This window comes from Vibrio sp. B1FIG11 (genome assembly GCF_905175335.1).
Taxonomy (GTDB): Bacteria; Pseudomonadota; Gammaproteobacteria; order Enterobacterales; family Vibrionaceae; genus Vibrio; species Vibrio campbellii.
The window spans coordinates 611,092-625,451 of record NZ_HG992752.1; the positions used below are offsets into that span (position 1 = coordinate 611,092).

The 14,360-nt window shown below is 44.8% G+C and carries 16 protein-coding genes and 2 pseudogenes; 9 read left to right on the forward strand and 9 right to left on the reverse strand.

From position 1 onward, the window contains the following. Positions 1–191: 191 nt before the first annotated feature. Positions 192–1,297: pseudogene (locus KHO06_RS19530) on the forward strand (1-acyl-sn-glycerol-3-phosphate acyltransferase). Positions 1,298–1,459: 162 nt separating this feature from the next. Here the strand turns inward: KHO06_RS19530 and KHO06_RS19535 are convergent. Beyond that, positions 1,460–2,059: a hypothetical protein gene (locus tag KHO06_RS19535; protein ID WP_212583189.1), complete on the reverse strand. Its 600-nt coding sequence runs from the start codon at positions 2,057–2,059 to the stop codon at positions 1,460–1,462. Between the two features lie 149 nt (positions 2,060–2,208). Here KHO06_RS19535 and KHO06_RS19540 point away from each other — a divergent pair, with 149 nt between their 5' ends. Continuing rightward, the gene (locus KHO06_RS19540; RefSeq protein ID WP_212583190.1) at positions 2,209–2,481 is read left to right on the forward strand and encodes a YnjH family protein; all 273 of its coding nucleotides are present in this window, start codon (positions 2,209–2,211) and stop codon (positions 2,479–2,481) included. A gap of 89 nt (positions 2,482–2,570) precedes the next feature. Here the strand turns inward: KHO06_RS19540 and KHO06_RS19545 are convergent, their stop codons facing one another. Next, positions 2,571–2,870, reverse strand: coding sequence for a YfcZ/YiiS family protein (locus KHO06_RS19545; protein ID WP_010645003.1), 300 nt, complete (start codon positions 2,868–2,870; stop codon positions 2,571–2,573). Between the two features lie 526 nt (positions 2,871–3,396). On the opposite strand from KHO06_RS19545, the gene KHO06_RS19550 reads away from it, so the two are divergent. Continuing rightward, positions 3,397–3,858: a TetR/AcrR family transcriptional regulator gene (locus KHO06_RS19550; protein ID WP_005441131.1), complete on the forward strand. Its 462-nt coding sequence runs from the start codon at positions 3,397–3,399 to the stop codon at positions 3,856–3,858. Between the two features lie 99 nt (positions 3,859–3,957). Here the strand turns inward: KHO06_RS19550 and KHO06_RS19555 are convergent, their stop codons facing one another. The 6 genes and pseudogenes from KHO06_RS19555 to KHO06_RS19580 form a co-directional block, all read right to left on the reverse strand. Then, positions 3,958–4,740, reverse strand: coding sequence for a heme ABC transporter ATP-binding protein (locus KHO06_RS19555; RefSeq protein WP_212583191.1), 783 nt, complete (start codon positions 4,738–4,740; stop codon positions 3,958–3,960). After that, positions 4,740–5,777, reverse strand: coding sequence for an iron ABC transporter permease (locus tag KHO06_RS19560; RefSeq protein ID WP_212583192.1), 1,038 nt, complete (start codon positions 5,775–5,777; stop codon positions 4,740–4,742). Before KHO06_RS19560 ends, KHO06_RS19555 begins: the two co-directional genes overlap by 1 nt. Before the next feature lie 9 nt (positions 5,778–5,786). Next, on the reverse strand, positions 5,787–6,656 hold the full coding sequence (locus tag KHO06_RS19565; RefSeq protein WP_005433515.1) for an ABC transporter substrate-binding protein: 870 nt from the start codon (positions 6,654–6,656) through the stop codon (positions 5,787–5,789). Positions 6,657–6,682: 26 nt separating this feature from the next. Continuing rightward, positions 6,683–7,096 (reverse strand): biopolymer transporter ExbD, encoded by a 414-nt coding sequence (locus tag KHO06_RS19570; RefSeq protein WP_005433575.1) that lies wholly within the window; start codon positions 7,094–7,096, stop codon positions 6,683–6,685. Then, on the reverse strand, positions 7,093–7,791 hold the full coding sequence (locus KHO06_RS19575; protein WP_122020774.1) for a MotA/TolQ/ExbB proton channel family protein: 699 nt from the start codon (positions 7,789–7,791) through the stop codon (positions 7,093–7,095). The genes KHO06_RS19570 and KHO06_RS19575 overlap by 4 nt, the downstream gene beginning before the upstream one ends. Further along, positions 7,791–8,538 (reverse strand): annotated as a pseudogene (locus tag KHO06_RS19580) (energy transducer TonB). Before KHO06_RS19580 ends, KHO06_RS19575 begins: the two are co-directional and overlap by 1 nt. 166 nt (positions 8,539–8,704) lie before the next feature. On the opposite strand from KHO06_RS19580, the gene hutW reads away from it, so the two are divergent. The 5 genes from hutW to KHO06_RS19605 all read left to right on the forward strand — a co-directional run bounded on the left by hutW (position 8,705) and on the right by KHO06_RS19605 (position 12,437). Continuing rightward, complete coding sequence (gene hutW / locus KHO06_RS19585) at positions 8,705–10,072, forward strand: heme anaerobic degradation radical SAM methyltransferase ChuW/HutW (RefSeq protein ID WP_212583193.1); 1,368 nt, start codon at positions 8,705–8,707, stop codon at positions 10,070–10,072. 22 nt (positions 10,073–10,094) lie between these two features. After that, positions 10,095–10,598 carry a heme utilization cystosolic carrier protein HutX gene (hutX, locus tag KHO06_RS19590; RefSeq protein ID WP_045382201.1) on the forward strand — a complete coding sequence of 168 codons (504 nt, stop codon included), beginning with the start codon at positions 10,095–10,097 and terminating at the stop codon, positions 10,596–10,598. 114 nt (positions 10,599–10,712) lie between these two features. Further along, complete coding sequence (hutZ, locus tag KHO06_RS19595; RefSeq protein WP_045396131.1) at positions 10,713–11,243, forward strand: heme utilization protein HutZ; 531 nt, start codon at positions 10,713–10,715, stop codon at positions 11,241–11,243. Between the two features lie 104 nt (positions 11,244–11,347). After that, the gene (locus tag KHO06_RS19600; protein WP_212583194.1) at positions 11,348–11,884 is read left to right on the forward strand and encodes an ATP:cob(I)alamin adenosyltransferase; all 537 of its coding nucleotides are present in this window, start codon (positions 11,348–11,350) and stop codon (positions 11,882–11,884) included. 142 nt (positions 11,885–12,026) lie between these two features. Continuing rightward, positions 12,027–12,437, forward strand: a complete 411-nt coding sequence (locus KHO06_RS19605; protein ID WP_212583195.1) for a hypothetical protein — start codon at positions 12,027–12,029, stop codon at positions 12,435–12,437. 6 nt (positions 12,438–12,443) lie between these two features. Here the strand turns inward: KHO06_RS19605 and KHO06_RS19610 are convergent, their stop codons facing one another. Next, a complete protein-coding gene (locus KHO06_RS19610) occupies positions 12,444–13,358 on the reverse strand; it encodes a chemotaxis protein (protein ID WP_212583196.1) in 915 nt (304 codons plus the stop codon). A 253-nt stretch (positions 13,359–13,611) separates the two neighbouring features. Here KHO06_RS19610 and ppiC point away from each other — a divergent pair, with 253 nt between their 5' ends. Further along, positions 13,612–13,905, forward strand: coding sequence for a peptidylprolyl isomerase PpiC (gene ppiC / locus KHO06_RS19615; protein WP_223976268.1), 294 nt, complete (start codon positions 13,612–13,614; stop codon positions 13,903–13,905). Positions 13,906–14,360 lie beyond the last annotated feature (455 nt).

The following is a 14,360-nucleotide window of genomic DNA, read 5'->3' on the forward strand; positions in this document are numbered from 1 at the left end:
GTGAATACCAGAGTTTTTGGGGCGCTAAGGGTAACGCTAAACCCCTAAATTGCCAACCGGATAACAGATTTTTTTGTGAATAGAAATTGTAATGCTACTGGTATGACCATGTTAAAAGTATGGTCTAAAATGCTGCGGGTTGGCAAAACAATGCGTAAAATGTGCCAGCTTTTTTTGAAATGAATTGAATAATGACAGCCAATAACGATCCTTATATTGAAATTCGTCCATACAATGACGAAGAAATCCCAGCTGCGCTGGACCGCCTGATCAAAGACGATGAGTTTATCAGTGCGATTTTAAACCACCGTTTTGCAAACAAAGCGGCGTGGTTCAAAACACTCATGAGTCCGATTATCCGTGTCTACTTGAAAGCGAAGTGGAGTAAACTGGATTCTGTGGAAGCGATTCAGCTAGAGGTTAAGAAGTACCTGCAAGATACGCTAAATCGAACCACCGACGGCGTGACATTTTCTGGCCTAGATAAATTGGACAAGAACACGTCTTACTTATTTGTTTCTAACCACCGTGATATCGCGATGGATCCAGCGCTTGTGAACTACGGTTTACACCAAACAGATCATCGTACTGTGCGTATTGCAATTGGTGATAACCTGCTGAAGAAACCTTGTGCGACTGAGCTAATGCGACTCAACAAGAGCTTCATTGTAAAACGTCTGCGAAAGCACCCCGTGAAATGATGAAAGCGTTGGGTTTATTGTCTGGCTACATCAAGCACTCTCTAGACACAGGCAACTCAATCTGGATTGCGCAAAAAGAAGGCCGTGCGAAAGACGGTAATGATTTTACTGATCCAGCCATCTTGAAGATGTTCCATGTGGAAGGCCGTAAGCAAAAAGTCAGCTTTGGCGAATACACTCGCTCATTGAAGATTGTGCCAGTGTCTATCTCTTACCAAAATGACCCTTGTGACATAGCAAAAGCCAAAGAACTGTATGAAAAGGCAGAGAATGGCCGCTATGAGAAAGGCGAGTTTGAAGACATTGAAAGCATCATTCAAGGCATCGTGGGTTACAAAGGCAAAGTGCATGTTGCCTTTGGTGATGTGATCGACCAAGAGTTCGAGACGCCGGATGAACTCGCGAACGAAATCGACCGCCAAATTCACAATAACTACCGAGTATTCCCAATCAACTTGCTTGCCGCAGGTCGTGAAGATGAGTCGATCACTGAATCAGTAAAAACTCAGTTACAAGAGAAGCTTGAAAAACTGCCGACTGGCGCGCACAGCTACTTAGTAGCTAGCTATGCTAATCCAGTAAACAATCAAGAGTAATCTTGTCATGCCCATTGCTTGAAAGGTAATGGACATTAAATTGCGAGGAGCGAGGCTCAAACGGAATCTATCTCAGGCGTGTTATTGTTAGATTCTGAACTCGTTCCTCTCATTAGACCTAGTTCCTTTCATTGGCTCAAGTAGCTTTGGAAACATCCCTCTCTACGGTGCAACTGCACCACCTAAGGTCAAGTTTGTTGGCCACTTTGTCACTTTATTTCCCCCTAAGAAGATATTGCCTCTTACTGTCATGGTATCGGGAAATGTCGTTAGCTTTGAACCTCCGATATAGAGGTTGCCATCCACCACTAAACCTTCTGGTAGCTCCGTTAGCGGCGTACGGATAACGCTCAAGTCGCCTTTTACTCTCAGTCTCGCTGGCAAGCTCGTTAACGGCGTATCCGTGAGGTTCAAGTAGCCACCTAGTTTGACACCGCGTGGCCAGCGCTCAATTTTACTGCCGAGTAAGTTCGCGTAGCCTTTAATTTTAATGCCAGGTCTTACCGTTTTAAGCGCGCTGTTGGTGGCCTCAAGGCTGCCTTGTACATCAAGCCCTTTTGGAAGTTTGGTTATCGGCGTCTGGGAAATATTGAGGTTGCCTTTAACGACGAAGCCATCAGGGATGGTCGTATAGGGTTTATTCCGTAGGTCGATATTGCCGTAGTTGTCGGTATGACCAAACTTGGCGTAGTAATCAAGCTCATAGGCAGTGGTGGTACTAGAAAACGTTGTCAGAGCGAGTAAGAGGGGGAGAATGCGCATAACCATCACAACCGTTGATAAAGTCTGGAAAAGGATAACGTAAAGCGCCGTTAGCCGCTACATCGTCACTTAACAAGAATATGAGATGCTGCCAAGAACTTGCGATGCTTCTTTGTTAAGTTATGAGGTCTTGATTGAGGGAAATATTCATGAACTTAAAATCGATATCATTTTTGGCAGCAAGTGCAGCGTTGGTGTTTTCAAGCGTAGTAATGGCGAAATCTTACAGCACGCCAGATAATAAAGCGTTAGTCGTTGCAGATGGCAAACTAGGGCAGCGTGTTTGTTACTACGATGACAAAGCATACACGACGGGTGCAGTGCTGAATGTAGAGGGTGTGCTACTGATGTGTACCGATGAGAATGATTTTGAAACCAACGGTTCACTGAAGTGGGTTGTGTTTCAACAGGACCAGAAATAGACCGGTTCATCAGAGATCAAAAAAGCGAGCCGTGTGCTCGCTTTACTTATCTATCGGTAAAATATAGACCTACCGATGAAATGTTGTGATTAACGCGCTAGAGAGCGAGTCTTAAGTTCAAAGATTAGCTTTTCAGCACTTACTTCAAACTTGAATCGAGCTGTTAGCTCTTTCGATTCTTCTGTTAGTTCAGAAACGTTGTATTCAACGCCAGCACATACTGCTGTTGCCATTTCGATGTATTTCGCCAACTCAGCTTCTAATGCTGCTTTAGTCTCTGCGAAAATCGTTACGTCGGCAACATCGTCACCTTCTTTGATGATAAAACCCATTTCACCAGCGCAACCGCAAGCTTCACATACTTGGTTTTGTTCTAATTCGACACTCATAACGAATCCTCTTGTAAATACTGTGGGTATTCTATCAGGTATTTGATCTCTATCTACAAAAATGAATGATTTTGGATAAAAAAGGCACGGTATGTTATGTTGTTAATGAGGGGTTAATTAAATTTATTAGAACTTCCTTAATAAAATTAGTGTGATATGTATCAATATTTAAAATCAATTAACCTACATATTCGTGAGATTTTTGTCAGGTTAGTTGAACTGGTGGTTAATTTATAAGACTATTTCTGGATTAATTATTTTTACATAATTATCATTCTTAGTCTGTAAATAGTTTGGATGAATAAAATGGTGTAAGGTTTTGATGGAGTGGACTTTTCGCCATATTTTGAGTCATCAGTATTGACAGAAATATCACTGTAAATTGCACGTTACGCAGTGCGGTTTAGTTATGATTGCTGCCTTAATTTTCATGTCAAGGACATACAGTACATAATGCTGAGGATGATTTCATTCTGGCCTCATTAAATGTGAGTTAGATGGATTTACAAAGAGAAGAGCTTAAAATATGCCAAAGCGTAGTAAAGAAGATACCGAAATCACTATCCAGAAGATCATGGATGCCGTTGTTGATCAGCTTCTAAGACTTGGTTATGACAAAATGTCTTACACCACGTTAAGTCAACAGACTGGTGTATCGCGTACAGGTATTAGCCACCATTTTCCTAAGAAAACGGACTTTACCGCCGCGCTAGACGGTCGCATCTTCAAAATGTTCGTTGAACATCTAGAATTTGACAAAGGTTTGGACGCGTTTTCGAAGAGCTGGATCAAGGCTTTAGAAGATACTGAGTTCCTAGCGATTTTGCGTTTGTTGTTCCACCATATTGTTACTTCAGAAAGTGCACATGAATTTGCTGCAAATGGTATTGACCGTTTGTACAAAATGGCCGAGAGTCAATTTGGTGCTGGTAGCGACAAAGAGTTAGAGTGGTTGATTGGTCGTTCGTTAATTCAAATGAGCAAATAACACTAGAACAAGAAAGCCCCGCAATCACTGCGGGGCTTTTTGTTTGGGTCTAAATTTGGGTTTAACTTAGCTACGCGAGTCGGAAAGTGAGTGCTCTTTCTATGCCGCTGCATGGACTTGTGGGAAGTCCAGAGTAGGGTGTTTGGTTACGATAGAGTTATAGCCATAAACCTGCTCAATACGTTCTGGGGTTAGCGCATTCCATGGCGTGTCATCACAAACGAGCTTACCATCATGCAGCAGCACTAAACGGTCTGCATATTGCGAGGCTAAGTTTAGATCGTGCAATACAATGACCACCGCTGCATTATTCTTTTTTGCGGCCTCACGAGCGATTTTTAGTGTGTTGTGCTGGTGGGCTAAATCCAGTGCAGACGTTGGCTCATCCAACATTAGAATCTTTTTATCACCTGATTGATGTAACTGTGTTAGTACACGAGCCAAGTGTAAACGCTGTTTCTCACCACCAGAGAGGGCAGGATAGAGATTATCGGCCAAATGCAGTACATCAGTTTGTGCCATATACTGGAGCGCTAACTCAGACGTTTCTTTGTGACTGATAGAGAGAGGAATTGCGCCCAACTCGACGACTTCTTTCGCTAAGAATGGGAAAGTTAGTGTGCTGTGCTGAGGCAGCATCGCAACGTGTTTTGCACTCTCTGCTGGCTCCCAATCGTTTTTCTGCTTACCAAAGAACTGGATGTCATTCTGAGAGGGAATTTCACCACACAGCAGCTTCAGCAAGGTACTTTTACCAGCGCCATTTGGACCGAGTAACGCAGTCACTTCTCCTGCACGAATATCAATACTGACGTTGTCTAGTACGACTCGGCTTCCGTACCTCATTGAGATATTTCTGCCAGACAAAACGATGTTGTTCATTACAGAATCTTCCCTTTTTGTTGGAACAGTAAGTAGATAAAGAACGGTGCGCCGATCAGAGCGGTGACGATACCGACAGGAAGCTCTGCAGGAGCCACCACTACGCGAGCAAACATATCTGCCGCAGTAAGAAGCAATGCGCCCATTAGTGCTGAGATCGGAAGCAGCGTACGATGGTCAGGACCAGCAAGCATACGACCTAAGTGAGGTATCACTAGGCCAATAAAGCCAATGGCACCGCTAATACTTACCGTGATACCAACACCCACTGCCGATAAAAGGATAAGTTGTCGTTTAAGCTTTTGAACGGGAACGCCAAGATGCTTAGCTTCTGACTCACCTAAGAGCAATGCGTTTAGTGACATGGCTTTTTTCTGGAACCAGAACATCAGCAGTACTAGTGTCACGGCTGCTAAAGCAATCCCTGACCAGTTTGCGCCTGATAACGAGCCCATCGACCAAAGCGTTAAGTCACGCAGCATCTGGTCGTCAGCGATGAAGTTCATAAAACCAATAGCAGCACCAGATAGTGCACTGATAGCGACACCTGCCAGTAGCATGATGGTTACTGACGTACCAAACTTGTTTGTCCCTAGCCAGTAAACCAATACGGTTGTAAGAGCGCCACCCAAGAAAGCGAAGAATGGTAGTGCCGCCAAGTTCATGAGTGTCGGATAGTTTTGGCTAAAGTCGGCAAATACGACAATGGCAAATGCACCACCAAGTGCTGCACCAGCGGAAACGCCGATGATGCCGGGCTCGGCAAGAGGGTTTCGGAATAACCCCTGCATTACAACACCACAGATAGCGAGGATCGCACCGATAAGCATACAAAGAATGGTGCGTGGGAGTCGTATTTCGTTGATAACGAGTTGGATGTGAGGAGCAAGGTCTGAACCTGCTCCGGTTAAGCTTCTCAGGCTATCTGAGAAGCTAATATTCATTGGACCAACGGTTATGGACGCTACTGCAATAAAGGCTAAAACGCCAGACAACGCAAGTAGGGTAGTAGATAAAGGTAGACGTCTTAACAGCATTGAAACTCTCTACGGGTAAAGCAGTTCATTCAAACGCTTCGCTTCAGACAGGCTTTTAAGCCCTAAGCCGCCAACCAGCGCATGACCATCGATTGTCACGAACTTTTTGTTTATGCCAGCAGGCGTTGCAGCAAGCAGAGGCATCGCTTTCAAAATGGCATCTGCACCACCCATGGTTTGGTAGCTACGGCCACTTACAAGAATCACGTCTGGCTGCATCTCAACCATTGCTTCTGTAGACAGCGGTTTGTATGAAGAGAGTTTGCTCGCTGCTGGATTTTCACCACCCGCTAATTGAATGATTGCATCAGGTGTAGTGTCAGATCCCGCGACGTTTGCTGGGCGACCTTCGTGAATCAGTAGGAAAAGGACCTTCTTCTTGTCAGCTTTCGCTGGTTGGTTGCCTTCAAGTGCTTTCACTTGCGCTTCAACTTCCGTTTTTAACACTGTCGCTTGAGTTTCACGATGCATGATGGTCGCAATTTGGTCAATACGGTCAACCAAACCTTCCACGTTTGCTTCTGTGTTGACGACCTCGACATCAACACCTGCAGATTTCAATTGGTCGAGCGTGGTATTTGGCCCCATTTCATCTGAACCAATCAATTTCGTTGGGCTTAATCCCAGTAGACCTTCAGCAGATAGACGGCGGTGATAACCAACTTTTGGTAGCGCCATTCCCTCCGGTAGTTGGCTTGTTACGTCAACGGCAACAAGGCTGTCTTTTGCATCAAGAGCAATCAGCAGTTCAGTCACTGCACTGCCTGCACTGACAACACGCTCAGATGATGGGGCTTCGTTAGCAAGCAGACTCGCACTGGCAAGCATAGTAATGGCTGCAGTCAATGCGGTACGAACGGGCGAAAGTGTTTTATTCATTAGTGTGTTCTCAATCTTGTGTTCTTCTATTGCGACTCTTCAGTGAGTAGTTGAGTCGCTTGAATTCCGTTTTCTTGTAAAAAGCCAAGAAGCTTAACCAGCGATTGAATATCGGCGGTTTTTTCCGCGCCAATCACGATAGGTTTGTCGGTTGATTTACTCTCTTCTAATAGGGCCAGCGTAAAGTTTTCCCAATTGATGTACGCCTTACCGTTGATTGCCCAATGCGGTTCTTCTTTCAGGATGTTTACCGTAATCGATTCTTTGTCCACTTCAGCTACCGCTTGGGAGTCGGTACTGGGTAGGTTCACGTCGAGGGAGTCTAACTTCACCGCCGCAGTGAGCATCAAAAACACCATCACGATGAAAATGATATCGAGCAGCGGGGTTAAGTCTGGCGTTAAACCATGACTGTGATTGTCTTGCGGAGCCTTAATCATGAGCTTCTCGCTTCAACATGATTTGCTACAGTAGCGACTTCTTTGTGGTTTTCTGGAGATACGTGCTGCAGAGAAATGCCTTCAAGCCAAAGGTTCACATAGTTGAGCGTATGCTCAAGCTTAGCGATCACGCGATCAGCCCAAAGGCCAATAAGTTGCGCGCCAGAAATGGCAGGTAATGCAATGATCAAACCTGCTGCTGTCGTGCGCATCGCAAGGCCTAGACCATCAGCCAAATCGTTTGGTGTGATGTTGCCTGTGGAAGAGGCAATGCCTTTAAACATGTCGATTAGGCCAAGTACTGTTCCTAACAGACCAATCAGAGGGCTGATCACGCCAATCAACGTCAGTAGGCGAAGGCCTGAGTGCAACTGATGACGCTTTTCTTGAAGCCAAATGCCAGCGGCATCCTCACGTAATGACTTAGAAAAAGAGTGGTGAGCGAGCAACATAGCGACACCGCGATAGAGTAGAGGGCGTTTGCCTGAAAGCTCGTCCGCTAGCGCTTCAATATCTTTGTTGTTGGTTGGATCAAGATTGGTCAGCTTTTGACGAATTGCACGCTTCCCCACGCCTAAGCTAATGAATACTTGAAAGAGTCTTTCCGCAATGATCATGACTGTAAGTGCAGAGCAAATCATTAAAGGCCAAGTCATAAGACCAAATTGGGTTTGTAAATGTTGTAGCTGTTCCATTATCCATCCAACTTAAAACGAACTGGGATTTGAACTCGGTGAGCAACTTTTTGCCCACCAGAAATATGAGGAGAGAATTGCCATTGTTTGATGGCTCGTAGTGCAGAAACATCAAGCATCTGTGCGCCTGAAGATTCAATTAGCACTTGTTTAATCTGGTTGCCGTTTGCATCTAGCCACACCTCATAGAGAGCGACCCCCTCAATACCGCGTTTGCGAGCTGAACGTGGGTAACGTGGCTGAACTGGTTGGGAGACAAAAGCCGGTTGATCAATCATGACGGGCTGTGCGCTGGCCCCTTTTGATTGATTCGCAGGTGCCGCTTGTTGCTGTTGAACTGGTTCCTGCACGGCTTTTTCAGTCACTTTTTCTTTGGGTTGCGGATCTTTTTTCGCAACTGGCTTTGGTGGTTGAGGTTTTTTAACTGGTTTAGGTTTCGTTTCAACCGGTTTCTTTTTAACTGCTTCTTTCTTTACGACCGGCTTTTCTACGACTTTTTTAACCGGCTTAGGCTCTGGCTTTGGTTGAGGTTTTTTTTTGTGGCTCTGGTTGCTTTTCTTCTACCACTTCTTGTGGTGTCGGTTCTGCTTGGACTGGTTTGGGAGCCGAGACTAAATTAAGGCTTACCGAGCTAGTAGGATTACCTGCTGGCATTGCAAACACCTTTGTCTCTTGGGAGACAAAAAGAAGCGCAGCGTGCACCACGAGAGAGGCACCTCCGGCAATGGCATATCTTTTTACGTTCACGGGTAAATCTCGGTAGTAGGAATCATTATCAAGTGGGAAGATTATTACGCGAAAAGGAAATAAGATCAATTATCAATTGCATTATCATTACGTGCAAATTATGATCTTTGCAGTTTTTTTGAAATGAGCCTCAAACCTTTGTGTGGTGGGCTTTAAGTGAGTAAATATGAGCGTCGAGATTTATAAATTTGACGAATCAATTCTTGGAAGTGATAGCCCCGATCCGCTGCGTTTTGCGTTTGTGAAAAAACACTCTGCGCACGCGGGTGGTAGCAGCATACCCGTACCACAGCCGCAACAAGGTGACATTCTGTCGCGGATCACTTCAGAAGCAGCAAAGAACAACAAACGCTGTCTGTATATTCATGTGCCGTTCTGCCGTGTACGTTGTACTTTCTGTAACTTCTTCCAAAATGCTGCCAGCCGTAAGTTAGTCGATGAGTACTTTGATGCTCTGATGAAAGAGTTGAGAGAGAAGGCGGCAATGCCTTGGACACAAAGTGGCATCTTCCATGCGGTTTATATTGGTGGTGGCACGCCAACCGATTTATCTCCTGAGCAGATTCGTATTCTTGGCCAGACTATTCACGACTATTTCCCTTTGGCTGCGGACTGCGAAATTACCCTTGAAGGACGCATTAATCGCTTTACTGACGAGTTATATCAGGGTGCGTTAGACGGTGGCTTTAACCGCTTCTCCTTTGGTGTGCAAAGTTTCAATACCCAAGTGCGTCGCAGTGCTAAGCGTCTGGATGATCGTGAAGATGTACTGAATCGTGTCAGTGAACTTGCCAAAGAGGACAAAGTTCCTGTCATCATCGACCTGCTTTATGGCTTGCCTTACCAAACCAAGGAAGTGCTCGAACAAGACTTAAACGACTTTATGTCCACTGGCGCGCACGGTTTGGATCTATACCAACTGGTTGTTGGCGGAACAGCCCCAATGCTGAACCTAGTAGAGAAGGGCAAGATTCCACCACCTGCCACTACGCCAGAAAAAGCGGGCATGTACGAACTGGGCGTGAAATTCATGGCTAAGCACCACATGAAACAGCTTAGCGTGAACCACTGGGCGATCGATAACCGTGAACGCAGCTTATACAACAGCTTAGCGAAGACCTATGCAGAAGTATTGCCTGTCGGTTGTGGTGCGGGCGGTAACATAGGTGGTTACGGCATGATGCAGCACCGCACGCTAGACACTTACGTTAAAGCTGTAAATGAAGGGCAAAGCACTGTCGCAATGATGATGAAGCAAAGCCCACTTGAGCCGCTATTCGCAGCGCTGAAGTCTGGCTTTGACCGAGGCATTGTTCAAGCAAGCAAACTCCCAGCATTTATGGACGAAGACACTTTCAGCTTCCTAATGCCGTTATTCAAAGTCTGGCATGACAAGGGCTTAGTTGAGCTACAAGAGCGCAGTTTAGTACTGACATTAGCAGGTAGCTTCTGGGCTGTGTCTTTGGCTCAAGCGTGTATTCAGGTACTGACTTCTGAAATGAACGAAAACGTACCAAAAGTATCTAATAATTAATCTGAAAGAAATGGAAAAAACAATGGAATCAATTAAGCAACAGGTCGAAGCCCTACTAGAACAAGAGCCGCAACTACTTCCAGCAGCAATGGCTGAGCGCCTTGGTGTAACAGAGTTTGACGTGGTAGCTGCACTTCCTCAAGAGATGGTTGCAGTAGCACCAGGCGAGCAAGCACAAAGCATCTTAGAAGGTCTTGTTGGTTTTGGCCCAGTAACAACTATCGTTCATTCTTTTGGTTCTATCTTTGAAGTAAAAGCGCCGTTCCCGAAAGGTAAAGTTGCTCGTGGTTACTACAACCTTATGGGTAAAGAAGGTGAACTTCATGGCCACCTAAAACTGGATAACGTGAAAAACATTGCTCTAGTAAGTAAACCGTTTATGGGGCGTGAGAGCCACTACTTTGGCTTCTTCTCTGAATGCGGCAGCAATATCTTCAAGATTTATCTAGGCCGTAACGAAAAACGTGAACTGATTGAAGAGCAAGTCACGGCATTTCGTTCAATGCAAGCAGAGCTGAAGAAGTAGTCTCGTATCAACATGACACTGCATTTAGCGCGAACCCGTTAGAGCAGTGTCGTTTTATTAAAGAATAACTGGGTTAAAACTCGGAATAACATACAAGTAAAGTTAGGTATCAAAATGGATCAGCAAGTTAAACAAGAGCGTTTACAAGGTCGTCTAGGACCAGAAATTAAAGAGTTTCGTCAGGAGCGTCGTACCGTTCAATTGGCAACTGTTGATGCGGAAGGTCGTCCAAATGTCAGCTACGCGCCGTACGTTCAAAACCAGGAAGGTTACTTCGTTCTTATTTCTCAGATCGCTCGTCACGCACGTAACCTACTAGAGAATCCGAATGTATCTTTGATGATGATTGAAGACGAAGATTCGTCGAAGCAGTTGTTCGCCCGTAAGCGTCTAACGTTTGATGCTGTTGCAACGGTTGTTGAGCGTGATACTGAGATGTGGCAACAAGTGGTTGGTCAAATGAAAGATCGTTTTGGCGAAATCATCGATGGCCTGAGCCAACTGGAAGACTTTGTACTGTTCAACCTAAAAGCAGAACAAGGTCTGTTCGTGAAAGGCTTTGGTCAAGCTTACCAAGTATCAGGCGATGATCTGGTTGATTTCGTTCACCTTCAAGAAGGTCACAAGAAAATCGAAAACGCATAAGCCGATTTTCTAACTTATGATCGTCTAAACGGATGTGATTGCCGAAAGGGAGTTAGGTTATACTGACTCCCTTTTTTATTAGGACCAAAGCACAGAGAAAGAGCATGAGACCAGTAAGTAAGGAACTTGGCGAGATTTGTTACCCATTCATCTATGAAGACAGTCCGGTCTGTGATTTTGAGATTACCGCAGATGAACTGTGCAGTCGTATTGGACTTGTCCTGTCGATGGAGTTGGATGACTTTAGCCGCGACATACTGACTCGAATGCAGCCAAACGTATACCATTTGAATGGCTCTATTCGCGGAAAGCTCGCGATTACAGAAGCGGAAGTCGATGAGCTAAAAGCCGACTATGATGCCATCAAGGCTCGTATCGACGGCGGTTTTAAAGGGTTTGTGCTTCCTGGTGGTCACCCAACGTCCAGTCAACTACATCTATGCCGCTGCCAAGCGAAGAAGGTGGTTCGTACATTGGTTGCGGTTGAGCATTCAGGCAAGAAGCAACCGGACTCGATTTTGTTCCGTTATTCAAACCTGCTTGCGAATGTGCTCTATAGTCTGGCGTCTTACATCAACCACATTTATCAAGTCGAAGAAACCGAGTTTGTGTCTCGCAGCTACACAATGCCAAGTAAGTAGATATAAATATCACCTAATAGTCTGAATTTAATGACTTTAAGCTAGCCGTCGCAGAGTTCTCATTCGAGTGCTGTGAGTACCTTTACCCATCTTTATGCCTTTGTTTGAATAACGATTAAAATTGATTCAGAGGAAAGAAACGATGGGTTTAGTTGTTGGGGGGCCTTTATTGATATGGCTGTTTTGCGCGCTATTGTCTATCAGAGTCGGGTTCGTGCTGTTTGCAGGGCAGGGTGTTTCTAGTGTCATGATTGCTATAGCGTTAGCGGTGGGGGCTACAGCTTCTATTGTTTTCTACAACTGGTATTCGATTGCGAAAAGGGAGGAGGTTTACTTTTTCTCCCTTGCAATGGAACTGTTGTGTCGCCCCGCATTGATTATGCTAGCGGTTATCGCGGTAGGACTGTATTTCTTCGGCGGAGGGTTATTACTCAATAGTCACATCAAGATGTTCGTCTTTGTTGCACTGTTTTCGTGTTCGGTAGCGAGTATCACGAGTTTGTTCACCGCTGAAAAAGTCATTGATGTGTACCAGATAAAGCAAACCTATTAGATATGACTAAGAAGCCATCGCTTTTGCTTCGAGCTCTTTTGCACCGCGCAGCATCGCCTCAATCAATTCGCCTGCATTGAATTTTTCCAATGCTTCATGGGCGCCTACTTGGTGTGCTCGGTCGACACAAATCTTGCTAGAGAGTGAGGTGTGAAGAATGCGGTAAGAGTTGTTCAACGCGGAATCATTTTGAACTTCAAACGCAAGTTCGTAACCGTCCAATCCTGGCATTTCAATATCGCTCACCAGAAGATCAATAGGGCGGTTGGCTTCGGCATCTCGTTTCATTAAGTCGAGCGCATCGGTACCGTTCTTACAAATCTGGTAAGGGATGTTGATGCGGTCTAATGCATCGCTTAATTGTTTACGCGCAATCGAGGAATCGTCCACCAAAAGGATGTTAAGGGCTTTCAGACGTTCACGTTCGATGTCCGTCAGCATCGGAATCTTGATGTTTTCATATTGAGGGTAGATCTTCGAGAGAAGAAGCTCCACGTCCAACATTTGGACGATTTTTTCTTCATAGCGAGTAATGCCCGTGACAAAGATATTGTGACCGGCGCTTGATGGTGGTGTTTCAATGGTTTTCCAATCACATTCAATGATTTTCTCAATACTCCGAACCATGAAAGCCACAACAGTGCGCAAGCAATCCGTTACAATCAAGTAGCAGTTTTGGTATTCCTCTTGCTGAATTGGGCGAAATCCAATGGCGGCAGCCATATCAATCACTGGCACCGTCAAATCACGGATCGTGACCGTTCCAATCACATGGTGATGAGAATATGGAATCTTGGTTGTTGGCATGTAAGGAACAATCTCACGGACTTTAAGTGTGCCAATTGCGAAGTTCTGTTGCAGGGTGAGTTTAAACACCAACATGCCTTGAGATTGGTTCGCTTTACTTGCGACTTTTGCCATGAAAATAACCTTATCAATATCACTGATTTATGCATTTAATCTAATCTTATAAGGCGACAGCTTCAACCGTAGAGCATGGAAAAGTGAGCTTTTTAGGAAATAGAGCAAATTAAAAGTGAAATTGAATTGGGTAACGGCCAAGTTTTCATCAAATTGCGAGATGGCGTTGATCATAAAAAGAAGAAGATATGGACGGAATCAGAGAAGTTATTGCGATATTGAAGCGATTCGGTAAACTTGCGCCACCCGAACAGTGAGAGACAGACACATGGCAAATACAGCAGCCGCTTTACACATTCTTGTAAAGCATAAAGAACAAGCTGAAGACATCATCCAGCAGCTTAAAAAAGGTGCTAAATTCCAGACATTGGCAAAGAAATACTCGACTTGCCCATCTGGTAAACGTGGTGGCGACCTAGGTGAGTTTCGCCGCGGTCAGATGGTGCCACAGTTCGATAAAGTTTGTTTTTCAGGTGAGGTTCTAACGCCACACCTAGTCAAAACCAAATTCGGTTGGCACGTTGTGAAGGTGCTATACCGCACTTAAAAAATAGCGCGTTTATCGCGCTATTTTTGTATCTACAGCTCTTCATTCGTACTCAGATCTTGTCTTTTATAAGCGTTTTTGTCGACTTTCCTAGTCATCTTTAACGGCACCAACTGTGATGTAATCGGCACTTTATCTCACTTAAATATTTGTTACATATCGAGTGGACTCTCTATTTTCATGTTGTTCTTGCGCTTAGGAGTATGAGTGAGGTGAGAAGTTAAAAGGTGAGGTTTTTGCTAAGTCTTTTATAAAACAATAGCTTACCTTTGGTTCCTTATAGGCTTGATGATAGTTTGGGCGCAAATAAGGCTTGTTAACCCTTTACGGGGGATGAGCTACGCCTTGTTTTTCCCCCTAGTAGAAATACAAAAGGGGTGAGGGCGGTTCGCTAATAGTTCTTATAATTTTGGCTATTGGATTCGCTCACGATGAATTCGAGTAACAATGGGTGA

What these genes read in the sequence shown, in the direction of transcription:
- KHO06_RS19535 (WP_212583189.1), bottom strand. Translation starts at nt 2,059, where the DNA reads ATGCGCATTCTCCCCCTCTTACTCGCTCTGACAACGTTTTCTAGTACC.
- KHO06_RS19540 (WP_212583190.1), top strand. Translation starts at nt 2,209, where the DNA reads ATGAACTTAAAATCGATATCATTTTTGGCAGCAAGTGCAGCGTTGGTG.
- KHO06_RS19545 (WP_010645003.1), bottom strand. Translation starts at nt 2,870, where the DNA reads ATGAGTGTCGAATTAGAACAAAACCAAGTATGTGAAGCTTGCGGTTGC.
- KHO06_RS19550 (WP_005441131.1), top strand. Translation starts at nt 3,397, where the DNA reads ATGCCAAAGCGTAGTAAAGAAGATACCGAAATCACTATCCAGAAGATC.
- KHO06_RS19555 (WP_212583191.1), bottom strand. Translation starts at nt 4,740, where the DNA reads ATGAACAACATCGTTTTGTCTGGCAGAAATATCTCAATGAGGTACGGA.
- KHO06_RS19560 (WP_212583192.1), bottom strand. Translation starts at nt 5,777, where the DNA reads ATGCTGTTAAGACGTCTACCTTTATCTACTACCCTACTTGCGTTGTCT.
- KHO06_RS19565 (WP_005433515.1), bottom strand. Translation starts at nt 6,656, where the DNA reads ATGAATAAAACACTTTCGCCCGTTCGTACCGCATTGACTGCAGCCATT.
- KHO06_RS19570 (WP_005433575.1), bottom strand. Translation starts at nt 7,096, where the DNA reads ATGATTAAGGCTCCGCAAGACAATCACAGTCATGGTTTAACGCCAGAC.
- KHO06_RS19575 (WP_122020774.1), bottom strand. Translation starts at nt 7,791, where the DNA reads ATGGAACAGCTACAACATTTACAAACCCAATTTGGTCTTATGACTTGG.
- hutW (WP_212583193.1), top strand. Translation starts at nt 8,705, where the DNA reads ATGAGCGTCGAGATTTATAAATTTGACGAATCAATTCTTGGAAGTGAT.
- hutX (WP_045382201.1), top strand. Translation starts at nt 10,095, where the DNA reads ATGGAATCAATTAAGCAACAGGTCGAAGCCCTACTAGAACAAGAGCCG.
- hutZ (WP_045396131.1), top strand. Translation starts at nt 10,713, where the DNA reads ATGGATCAGCAAGTTAAACAAGAGCGTTTACAAGGTCGTCTAGGACCA.
- KHO06_RS19600 (WP_212583194.1), top strand. Translation starts at nt 11,348, where the DNA reads ATGAGACCAGTAAGTAAGGAACTTGGCGAGATTTGTTACCCATTCATC.
- KHO06_RS19605 (WP_212583195.1), top strand. Translation starts at nt 12,027, where the DNA reads ATGGGTTTAGTTGTTGGGGGGCCTTTATTGATATGGCTGTTTTGCGCG.
- KHO06_RS19610 (WP_212583196.1), bottom strand. Translation starts at nt 13,358, where the DNA reads ATGGCAAAAGTCGCAAGTAAAGCGAACCAATCTCAAGGCATGTTGGTG.